7 protein-coding genes are annotated in these 9,968 nt (G+C 67.0%); 5 read left to right on the top strand and 2 right to left on the bottom strand.

The window, feature by feature from the left end; genetic code table 11:
- Positions 1–321 precede the first annotated feature (321 nt).
- Positions 322–2,112, bottom strand: a complete 1,791-nt coding sequence (gene glmS / locus NO345_RS19505) for a glutamine--fructose-6-phosphate transaminase (isomerizing) (protein WP_256302089.1) — start codon at positions 2,110–2,112, stop codon at positions 322–324.
- Positions 2,112–3,305: a sugar phosphate nucleotidyltransferase gene (locus NO345_RS19500; protein WP_256302087.1), complete on the bottom strand. Its 1,194-nt coding sequence runs from the start codon at positions 3,303–3,305 to the stop codon at positions 2,112–2,114. Before NO345_RS19500 ends, glmS begins: the two co-directional genes overlap by 1 nt.
- A 454-nt stretch (positions 3,306–3,759) precedes the next feature.
- On the opposite strand from NO345_RS19500, the gene NO345_RS19495 reads away from it, so the two are divergent.
- From NO345_RS19495 to NO345_RS19475, 5 genes are all read left to right on the top strand, one after another.
- Positions 3,760–5,076, top strand: coding sequence for an RNA-guided endonuclease InsQ/TnpB family protein (locus tag NO345_RS19495; RefSeq protein ID WP_256302085.1), 1,317 nt, complete (start codon positions 3,760–3,762; stop codon positions 5,074–5,076).
- A gap of 241 nt (positions 5,077–5,317) precedes the next feature.
- A complete protein-coding gene (locus tag NO345_RS19490) occupies positions 5,318–6,031 on the top strand; it encodes a helix-turn-helix domain-containing protein (protein ID WP_256302083.1) in 714 nt (237 codons plus the stop codon).
- Positions 6,032–6,249: 218 nt separating this feature from the next.
- A complete protein-coding gene (locus NO345_RS19485; RefSeq protein ID WP_256302081.1) occupies positions 6,250–7,506 on the top strand; it encodes a M20 family metallopeptidase in 1,257 nt (418 codons plus the stop codon).
- A 2-nt stretch (positions 7,507–7,508) separates the two neighbouring features.
- Positions 7,509–8,624, top strand: coding sequence for an alanine/ornithine racemase family PLP-dependent enzyme (locus tag NO345_RS19480; RefSeq protein ID WP_256302079.1), 1,116 nt, complete (start codon positions 7,509–7,511; stop codon positions 8,622–8,624).
- Positions 8,621–9,790 carry an NAD(P)/FAD-dependent oxidoreductase gene (locus NO345_RS19475; protein ID WP_256302077.1) on the top strand — a complete coding sequence of 390 codons (1,170 nt, stop codon included), beginning with the start codon at positions 8,621–8,623 and terminating at the stop codon, positions 9,788–9,790. Before NO345_RS19480 ends, NO345_RS19475 begins: the two co-directional genes overlap by 4 nt.
- Positions 9,791–9,968 lie beyond the last annotated feature (178 nt).

Raw genomic sequence — 9,968 nt, 5'->3', positions numbered from 1 at the left:
TCGTCGAGACCGACCTCGGCGTCGCCGAGATGACGCTCGACGACCAGCACGGGGCGGTCAGTGCGTTCGGGCCCGACGAGTTCCCCGACCTCCACGAGTACACCACGGCGTACCTGCGAGACGCCGATGATATTCTAGCCCCGTCCGTTGGGAACTAATAAGTCGGCATGTGGTATTACCAATAGCCGCAGCACCGCTTCATATCTCCTCTACGCTCGCGCGGACTGCATCGGGAGTAGATAGACGAGCTATAGTTCTCGGTCGAACTTTTTGCTCGGAGACTGTGATAGGTGTAATGAATTCTCTTGTCGACACCTTCTGTTATTCCACGGTCACGCTCTTCGCGAGGTTCCGGGGCTTGTCGATACTCCGCCCGAGCAGGTCCGCACTCCGGTACGCGATCAACTGCAACACGACGTTCGCGAGCAGCGGCGCGACGTGGGGGTGCGTCTCGGGCACCTCGATGACCTCGTCGACGTATCCCTCGAGGTCGACCTGGCCGTCGGTCACGGCAATCACGGGCGCACCACGCGATTCGACTTCCTTGATGTTCCCGATGGTCTTCTGTGTCTCCTCGTCGTCGCCGGTCAACACCGCGACGACGGGCGTCTCGTCCGTGACCAGCGCGAGCGAGCCGTGTTTCAGCTCCCCAGCAGGAAAGCCCTCGGCGTGGACGTAGGTGATCTCCTTGAACTTCAGCGCGCCCTCCAGCGCGACGGGGTGGTTCAGCCCGCGGCCGACGAAGAAACACCGCTCCGCGGCGGCCAGCTCCGCAGCAGCAGTCGAGACGTCGACGCGGTCGAGCACGGACTGCAGGTCGCCAGCCAGATCCCGAAGCCCGGTCAGCACGCCGGCGTCGTTCCCGTTCATCGCCTCCACGAGCAGGTTCACGGCGACGAGTTGCGACGTAAACGTCTTCGACGCCGCAACCCCGATTTCGGGCCCGGCGCGGATGTACATCGTGTGGTCGCACTCCCGGGTCACCGAGGACCCGACAACATTGGTCAGCGCGAGCGTCTCGGCACCCCGGGCCTTCGCCTCGCGCAACGCAGAGAGCGTGTCGGCGGTCTCGCCGCTCTGGGTGATGGCGACGACGAGTTCGTCCTCGCCGATGGGCGGCGGGCTGGTCGCGTACTCGCTCGCGACGAACGTCTGTGCGGGAATCCCCATCTCACGGAACAGATGGGCCGCGTAGAGGCCCGCGTGGTACGAGGTCCCGCAGGCGACGAACTGCACGCGCTTCGGCGTACTCAATCCACCGAGCTCCTCGACCTCCACACGCCCGTGCAGCTCGTCGACGCGGCCGCTGAGGCACTGGCGGATGGCCTGGGGCTGCTCGTGGATCTCCTTGAGCATGTAGTGGTCGTAGCCGCCCTTGCCGGTGTCCTCGGTGTCCCAGTCCACCGTCTCGATGGGCTTCTCGATGGGCGTGCCCTCCGCATCCATGACGGTGAGCCCGCCCGGACGGAGCGTGGCGAACTCGCCGTCGTCGAGGTAGACGACGCGGTCGGTGTAGTCGAGGAAGGCGGGGACGTCGCTGGCGAGGTGGAACTCGTCGTCGGCGACGCCGATGACGAGCGGGGAGTCCTCGCGTGCGGCGAAGATGGCGTCGACGCCCGCGACGACGACGCCGACGGCGTAGCTGCCCTCGATGCGCTCGACGGCAGTCCTGACCGCTGACTCGGGGTCGGTGCCCGCTTCGAGGCGCTCCTCGACGAGGTGGGCGACGACCTCGGTGTCGGTCTCGCTCTCGAACGTGTGACCGCGGGCCTGCAGCTCCTTCTTCAGCACGTCGTAGTTCTCGATGATGCCGTTGTGGACGACGGCGACGCGCTCGCTGCAGTCCGTGTGGGGGTGGGCGTTCGCGTCCGTGGGTGCGCCGTGGGTGCTCCACCGGGTGTGGCCGACGCCGACGTTCCCGTGGAGCGAAGTGCTGCGGACGGCCTCCTCGAGCTCCTCGAGCTCGCCCGCACGCTTCTCGACCGACAGCGACTCGTTCGAGAGCGCGACGCCCGCGGAGTCGTACCCACGATATTCGAGGTTCGACAGCCCGGTCATGAGCACGTCGAGGGTCTCGTCCGGACGGCCGACGCAGCCGACGATGCCGCACATCAGCGCATCACCCTCCCGTTCTCCGGTATCACTCCAGAGATCGTCGTGCCCGCATCGAGTTCGGCGTTCGGTCCGACGAGCGTGCCGGGGGCGAAGGTCACCCCACCCCTGGCGGTCGCGCGGTCGGCGAGCAGCGCGCCGAGGCGGCGGTCCTCGTGGACGGTCGTCCCGATGGCGACATCGGCCGGGCCGCCCGGTGCGACACAGCCTGCCCCCAGCGAGACGCCCTGTCCCGTGACGCAGTCGACGAGCGTCGAGCCCGCGCCGACGCGGGTGTCGGCGTCGAGCACGGAGCGTTCGACGGTCGCGTTCGAGCCCACGGTGACGTTCTGGCCGAGGGCGACGTGCGGGCCGACGACGGCGTTCGCGCCGATCTCCGAGTCCGCGCTGACGACGACAGGCGGCCGCAACACCGCGTCCTCGTGGACGCGAACGCGCTCGGCGCACCAGACGCCCTCGCGGACCTCGGTCGCGTCGATGTCGCCACGGTCGAGCAGCTGCTGGCTCACGTCGAGCAGATCCCAGGGGTAGGTCGCGTCGGTCCACAGCCCGGAGGTTCGTGCGGCGCGGACGTCGGAGCCGTCCTCGACGAGCGAGCTGATGGCGTGGGGGAGCGTCAGCGCCTCGCCATCTTCGATGGCGTCCTCGACGGTCGCGAACAGCGAGTCGTCGCAGGCGTAGACGCCGGCGTTCAGCAGCCGGTACTCGTCGCCACCGGGACGTTCGACGATTCGAGTGACGCGGTCGCCGTCGGTCTCGACCGCGCCGTACATCGACGCTTCGTCGCTCTCGATGACCGCGAGGGTGACCGCGCTCGCTTCGTCGTGAGCGGCCATCACGTCGCTGACGAGGTCGCCCTGGGCGATCTGGTCGCCGTTGACGACGAGGAAGTCGTCGTCGAGCGCGTCGCGCGCCTGCAACGCCGCGTGAGCACTGCCGAGCTGTTTCTCCTGAATGTGGTAGGTGACCGGGACGCCCCGATACGTCGAGGCCACGTGGCCCTGCACGCGGTCGCGCTTGTAGCCCACGACGACGTGTAGCTCCTCGATGCCGGCGTCGACGAGTGCGTCGAAGACGTACTCGATGATGGGTCGGTTCGCGGCGGGGAGCATCGGTTTCGGCCGGTTCCGCGTCAGCGGGCGCAGCCGTTCACCCTCCCCTGCGGCGAGGACCACGGCCGCAGTAATACTCATTGGAGGAAGAACCCCTCTCGTCAGTAATATATCTTCTTGCTCACGCGAAATCGCGAGCAGTCGTCGGGAGTTGGTAACTGGCCGACGTGAGTGAGATTGCCCGCTTCAATCTGACCAGAACGCCCGTTGTCGGTCCCCGATTTCGGCGAGTGCCATCGAGAGCACATCGCGCCAGTCGGCTGGATGTGACATAAAATCAAGCGCATGCGCCCGCCTTCAGGCGGGGGTCGAGCGACCACAGATCGACACAATCCCCCGACGACACTCACTCCGGGGTCTGTTCTAGAACACGCTTCTCTCCTTCGAGGAGCAATCCCTTCCACGTCAGACTACGGTATTTTCCAGTTCATTCAACCGCTCGTACTGCTCATCGTCGTCAAACTCGATTCGAACTTCTGCCAGACAGTCACACATGAGTCCTCATTTATACCTGATTGGGAACAACCAGTAGTTGATGAGGCGCACCAACACATTCGTTGTCCGACCCCGCTCCGACCAGGACGCGGAGTTGCTACACGAACTGTTGGACGCTTCAGCCAGTCTCTGGAACGAACTCACCTACGAACGCCGCCAGAACTACTTCGACGGCGAATCCATCTGGGACACCGCCGACTACCGCAAACAGTACGTCGGCGTCCTCGGAAGCGCCACCGCCCAACAACTCATTCGCAAGAACAAGAGCGCGTGGAATTCGTTCTTCTCGCTCACAGAGAAGGGCAAACACTGTTCCCCACCCGGCTACTGGGGGAACGAAGACGATGGTCGAACACTCCGGACGTACATCCGCAACGACCAGTACACCCTGGAGCTGGGCGACCGCTCCCGCCTCGAAATTCCCGTCGGGAAGGAACTCAAGGATAAGTACGACCTCGGCTACACCGAACGCCTTCGTCTCGAAGTCGCGGGCGTTCCGAAGTGGGGCGGGAAACAGGGTCGGTTGGAACTGTACTACGACGAGTCCTCGAACCAATTCAGGGCCTTTCAGCCAGTCACCGTGGACGATTCTCGACTGGATGCACCACTGGCTTCGGAAGAAGCCGCTCTGGATATTGGGGCGAACAACCTCGTCGCCTGTACGACCACGACCGGCCAACAGTACCTGTACCACGGACGCGATCTGTTCGAGAAGTTCCGCGACACCACGCGGGAAATTTCCCGGCTCCAGTCGAAGCTCCGTGAGGGGCGCTACTCCTCGAACCGGATTCGGCAACTGTACCGTGGTCGAAGGCGACGACGCGACCACGCACAGAACGCGCTGGTGCGCGACCTTCTCGACCGTCTTTACGAGGAAGGTGTTTCGACGGTGTACGTCGGGGACTTAACCGACGTGCTGGAGACGCACTGGTCGATTCGAGCGAACGCGAAGACGCACAATTTCTGGGCGTTCCGGGCGTTCATCGACCGGCTGGCGTGTACCGCCGAGGAGTACGGTATCACGGTCGAACTCCGGTCGGAGGCGTGGACGACCCGGACGTGTCCGAACTGCGGTTCGACGACGGACACGATTCGGCATCAGGACACGCTCACGTGTTCGTGCGGGTTCGAGGGTCACGCCGACCTCGTAGCAAGCGAGTCCTTCCTGAGACGTCACCAGAACTCGGAGAGTTCTGGCTGGCGAACGAGACACACCGTGTCTCGTCAACGGCACACAGGCGTCCCAAGGCCGATGGCACGGCCCGTGCGATTCGAGTGGGACAGCCACGAGTGGCTGGAGTCACCACGCTCTCACCGTCCCAAAGAAGCGCGCACAGACCAGAGTATCCACGTATAGGAGAAAGTCGCTCACGTCGGGGGTGGCGTTACTGCCAGACCCCGAGCGCGAGGATTCCCGCGCCTTAAGGCGAGTGGAGGATGTCAATCTTCGTGTCCTCGTGCGAGTTGCCGTATCGACGGATCGTGCCGTCGTGTGATGATGGAGCTCTTGTGTCAATCGTACCCAGACACGAAACTGGCTGGTCCTTGGTGCGACCAGCGGTAGAGTAATGCGCCTTGCTAACGTACTGAAATCAAACATGGCTGAGGCCGGACACGACACCCGGAACGGGTCCCACCTGACGTTGAGCATCTGGCACCCCGACTGCTGGACGCTCCAGGTCACCGAGGACGCCGATGGAGGCATCTTCGGCCACGGCGTCTACACGGTCGAGGACTCGGTGAAGGGGCGGTTCACCGCCTACGGGGACTCCACCGACGCGCTCGAATCGCTCGTCGGGGACATCGAGTCGTCGCCGCTGGTCGACTCTGTCTGGCGGCTCGACAACAGCTTCGACCTGGACAAGCGGATTCCCACACCGGGCAACGTCTCACAGAGCCTCCTGGTGATGTACGGCCACGACCGCAGCATCAACGACTCGCTCGTCTCGAACGGGTTCATCCCCGACAAGGCCGTCTGGATCCACGACGGCCGCGAGTACTGGGACGTCGTCATCGAGGGGGACCGCACGAGAATCCAGGAGAGCCTCGACGCCGTCCGCGACGAGATGGACGCCGAGATCGACGTCCGGCACATCACGTCGGACGACCGCGAGGCTGGCGGACTCCTCCGGAAGGGAATCCTCTCCGAGCGCCAGCGTGAGGTGTTCGAGCTCGCGCGGGAGCGGGGCTACTACACGTGGCCGCGGGAGGTGAGCGCGACGGAGATCGCCGAGGAACTCGGCGTCTCGAAGGCGACCACGCTGGAGCACCTTCGGAAGGCCGAGGCGAAGGTCATCGGGGCGCTGCCATAGCGGTCGCGAGTCCGACGTGACCGCGCCGTCACCCGTTGTTCTGATTCTGAGGGGGTCGGTTTTCCTGTCGACAACCCACCACGACACATGGTAGCACTATCCCCGTCTCCACCTGTCATGAGAGGGGCGGTGATTAGGGTCGTTCCGTGGATTGCATAGACCGTGACAGAGGCCGTCGAACCGCACGATTCCGACGGTCCAGAACGCGGAGAGTGAGTATGAACGACGACGAATCCACGACCCGGTCTGAGAGTTCTACGGACGCCGCGAGGCGGGTGGCAGCAGCCGTCGACGCGGACGAGACAATCGACCTGATCCAGTCGCTCGTCAGGATCGAGAGCCCGTACTTCCAGGAAGACGAGATCGGCGAGTTCGTCTACGGTTGGCTCGACGACCGTGGACTCGACCCCGAGTATCACTCCGTCAGCGAGCCCGAAATCACCGACTACGAGGGGAGGAACGTCCTCGTGCGGCTGTCGGGCTCGGACCCGGACGCGCCGACGCTCATGCTGAACGGGCACATGGACACGGTCGAACTCGTCGACGAGTGGACCGAGGACCCCCTCTCCGGTCGCATCGAGGACGGCCGTCTCTACGGACAGGGGGCCGCGGACATGAAGGCGGGGCTGGCGGCGGCGATGGTCGCCGTGGCCACGCTCTCCGAGGCCGACGTCGACCTCGCCGGCGATGTCGTCCTCGCGGCGGTCGTCGACGAGGAGGGCCCCTACGGGCTCGGGACCGACCAGCTGCTCCGCGATGGCATCGCCGACGACTGCGACATGGCGGTCGTCACCGAACCGGGGCCCATCCTCGACGGCGAGGGTCGCGAGAACCCGACGCTCTACCTCGGTGCCCGGGGACGCTTCCTCTACGACATCGAGGTCCGGGGCACCGCTGCACACGCCTCCACACCGGACGCCGGGCGGAACGCCGTCGTCGCGGCGGGACAGCTCGCGGACGCCCTCTCGAAGATGCCCGTGGGCTCTCACCCACTGCTCGGCGAGGGGTCGGTCTGCCCGCTCTCCATCGATGGCGGGGGCGAGACGCTGTCGGTCCCTGAGTCGTGTCGACTCCTCGTCGACCGGCACGTCGTTCCCGGTGAGACGAGGGAGTCCGTGCTCGCGGACGCCGAGGAAGTAGTCGCGGAGCTCGGGCTGGACGCCGACGTCTCGGTGGGGCTCCGCGAGGTGCCCCACGCCGACGCCCGTTACGGACCGTACGTCTTCGACGAGCACGAGCCGCTCGTCCAGGGGCTCGCCGCGGCGACGCGGACGGTCACCGGCGAGTCGCCGTCGCTCGGCTACTTCCGGAGCGTCGGCGACTTCAACTACCTCGGCCACCGTGCCGAGGTGCCGACCGTCATCTTCGGGCCGGACGGCGACCAAATCCACGGGGCCGGCGAGTGGGTCGACCTCGACGAGACCGTCGACGTGGCGCGTGTCCTCGCCGCGGGCGCGGTCGAGCTGCTCTCGTGAGCATGGCACCACCGAGTACCCGCGGCGTCGACGCGCCGACCGTCCACGTCGACCTCGACGTCGTCCGGGAGAACACGCGGGCGGTCTGTGCGCGCTTCGACGGGCGCGTCGTCGGCGTGACCAAGGCCGTCACCGGCGACCCGGCGGTCGCACGGGCGATGCTCGACGGGGGCGTCGACGGCATCGGCGACTCTCGGATCCTGAACCTCGCACGCCTCGCGGAGCACGTCGACGCCGAGCGGACGCTGCTCGTGTCGTCGATGCGCGACCGTGACCGTGTCGTCACCGCCGCGGACCGCTCGTTGCACAGCGAGGTAGCGGTGCTCGAGGCCGTCGCGAACGCGGCCCGCGAGCGCGGCGTCGAACACGACGTGGTCGTGATGGTCGACACGGGCGACCGTCGCGAAGGCGTGCTCCCCGAGGACCTCCTGCCGACGCTCCGTCGCGCGGTCGAACTCGACGGTGTCCGTGTCGTCGGCGTCGGGACCAACGTCGGCTGTTTCGGCGGGGTGCTGCCGACGGCGGCCTCGATGGCGGAGTTCGTCTCGCTCGTCGAGGAGAGCGAGGCGGCGCTCGACCGTCGGTTCTCCGTCGTCTCGGGCGGGAGCAGCGTCACCCTCCCGCTCGTCGAGGCGGGGACGCTCCCCGACCGCGTGAACGAGCTCCGCGTCGGGGAGGCCATCCTCCTCGGGACCGACGTCACGCGTGACCGGACGGTCCCCTACCTCCGGGATGATGCGTTCACCCTGCGTGCGGAGGTCATCGAGTGCAAGCGCAAACCCTCGACGCCGGCGGGGCCACGTGGCCACGACGTCGACGGCGACCGTCCCGGGTTCGAGGACCGGGGCGTCCGCGAGCGGGCCATCGTCGCCGTCGGCGAGCAGGACGTCGTCACCGACGAGCTCGTCCCCCTCGCTGACGGCGTCGAGGTGGTCGGCGCGAGCAGCGACCACACCGTCTGCGACATCACCGACGCGGACGCGGACGTCTCGGTCGGGGACACCCTCGCGTTCCGTCCCGGGTACCGCGCGCTCGTCCAGGCGTTCACCTCGGAGTACGTCGGTCGCACGTACCACGGCGAGGGGGCGGACACCGGAACGGTGGTGACCGAGCGATGACCGACGCCGACCGAGTCGTCGTGGTGGGTGCCGGTATCGCCGGGGCGAGCGCGGCAGACCACCTCGCCCGGGAGACGGACGCGGAGGTACTCGTCCTCGAACGCGGCGCGGCCCCCGCAGCCGAGACGACCGCGAGGTCCGGCGCGTTCGTGGGGTTCTGGGGCCACGAGTCGCCCGCGTGCGTCCCGCTGCTCCGGTACGGTATCCGGTACTACGGGCGGTTACTGTCGACGGCCGGATCCAGGGTGCGGTTCGTCCACGGCGGACGGCTCCGACTCGCCACGACCCCCGCGGGCGACGCCGACGTTCGCGCCGACTTCGAGTCCGCGTTCGGCCGCACCGTTGCGGGGTCGACGGCGACGGCGACGAAGGGCGCACCCGTGCAGTATCTCTCCGGGGATACCCTCGACGAGACGCTCGTTCTGCCGGGGCTCGCGACGGACGAGGTGACCGGCGCGCTCTACAGCCCCGGCGTCGGCTACGTCGACGACCCGGCCGCGCTCGCACGGACGGTGCTCGACCGAGCACGAGCTGGCGGTGCGACCGTCGAGACGGACACGACCGTGACCGACGTGCTGACCGACGGCGGGCGGGTGACCGGCGTCCGCACCACCGAAGGTCGGCGACGGGCGGACGCGGTCGTCGCGGCCGCGGGCCCCTGGAATCGCCGGCTACTCGACACGGCGGGCGTGACACTTCCCGTCCGTAACACTCGCGGCCCGATGCTCGTCCTCGACACAGACGAGCACGGCCTCCCTGCCCTCTACCACGAGGAGAGCGGCGTCTACACCCGACAGAACCAGGACGGGAGCCTGTTCGTCGGCCACTTCCCCGGGCAGTACGAAGACGCGAGCGTGCTCGACCCGGACAGCGTGGGGGACGACGTGCCCGACGCACGCCGCGACCGGTCGCTCGACGTACTCGGTCGGCTCTGTCCGGGTACTCGGGGAGCGTCCGTCGTGGACGAGTGGGTCGGCGTTCGGACGGTGACGCCCGACGGCGACCCCGTCCTCGGCCCGACTGACGTCGACGGACTCTCGGTGCTCGCGTTCAACGCGAACGGCATCCAGTACGCGCCCGCCGCCGGCCGACTCGTCGCTGCGGACGTCGGCGGGTTCGACCCGGGATTCCCCACGGCGGGCGTCGCGTTCGACCGGCTCGGGTGAGTCGGTTCTCGAACTGTATCACGTGATACGGAGAGTCAAGGAGAAAGCCCTGCCCTTCACAGTAGTTGCCGAACCTAACTGAGGCTGTAGCTCGTAGTCTCAGGAATGGTCGAGACAGCCGAAGCAACACAGGTCTGTCGAGCGGCCTCCACCCTGGTATATCCCGCACTCGAATTCG

Origin of the sequence: Haloarchaeobius salinus, assembly GCF_024464185.1 — an archaeon.
GTDB classification, from domain to species: domain Archaea; phylum Halobacteriota; class Halobacteria; order Halobacteriales; family Natrialbaceae; genus Haloarchaeobius; species Haloarchaeobius salinus.
Note: the sequence above shows the minus strand (reverse complement) of the source record. Positions and strands in the feature narration are given on the sequence as shown.